Here is a 1110-nt window from a genome sequence, read left to right on the forward strand (position 1 = left end):
CGCTTCTATATCCCACTCGCTCTCAACACTTGCGGCATCCATCACTGGAACGGCTGCAAGCTTAAGCGCGAGTATGAAATCATTTAGCGGCATACGTTCAACTAAGCGCTCATCTCCTTTCGCGAAGATAAGCATATCCCTAATCTGATGTTCCAAATGCGTTAAACGAGACATTACTTTTTCCGACAAGTCCACGCGCATCGATTCATCTAATTCAGGCTGACAAAGGTGGCCCGCATACAACATTGCTGTAGATAAGGGCGTACGAATCTGATGAGCAAGGCTAGCAACCATCTTACCCAAAGAGCTCAAACGTTCGGCCCTGCTTACTTGCTCCTGCAACAATCTTGTTTCAGTCAGATCACTAAGGAGTACCAGCTGACCCGGCCCGGATGACATAGAACGAGTTTCAATTTTCACTCTTCGGCCATCTTTTAAAGAAACCTCGTGTCCATCATCGTGCTTTGGCGAAAAACTTCTCGCAATAACATCGACCCAGGCCAAACCTTTCAGCGGTTCGCCAAGTAGATCCATTGCCGCAGGATTACATTCTGTGACTAAACCTTTTTCATCTAGAACAACAACACCTGCCGGAAGCACCTCCAACAAGGTAGACAAGCGATTAGCTAGGTCTTCTTTTTCCTTGCGCTGTGCTTGCTTTTGACTTTCTTCAAGTGAAAGATCACTCTTGAGTTGACTAACCTTGTTCTCAAGGTTTCGGTATGATGAGGTTAATTGCGAAGACAAGTGGTCAAACAAGGACAAAGCTTCTTCGACTTTCTGCTCACCGTTATCTTGAGTAGAGTCAATTTGTCCCTGAAATTTGAATGCAGCATTACCCTCTATTGAAGTGCTGCCAGAACTATCATGCGCAACGCGCGAAACACGTGCATTGATTGCCTCCGAGCTAATAAAAGCAGGTTCATCTATCCAGGTTGCTAGTTTTTGTTGTCCCATGGCTTACCTACATCATTCAGTCAAAACAGTGTGGAATACTATTCGCTTATTTGTCAGCCAAACGCTCTGCGCAGCTCAAATAAGCTTTAACAACCTGATCTAAGCACTATGTAGGCCAAAGTATTTTTTTTCTTTATTATCAGCAACTTAATT

At 44.4% G+C, this 1110-nt stretch carries 1 protein-coding gene; it reads right to left on the reverse strand.

Features of this window, described 5'->3' with window-relative positions; translation table 11 throughout:
• A partial coding sequence (locus A3766_RS25135) for a histidine kinase dimerization/phospho-acceptor domain-containing protein (protein ID WP_156509124.1) occupies window positions 1-957 on the reverse strand: 957 nt, incomplete at its 3' end.
• Window positions 958-1110: the final 153 nt, after the last annotated feature.

It is taken from the genome of Oleiphilus sp. HI0132, from assembly GCF_001635845.1.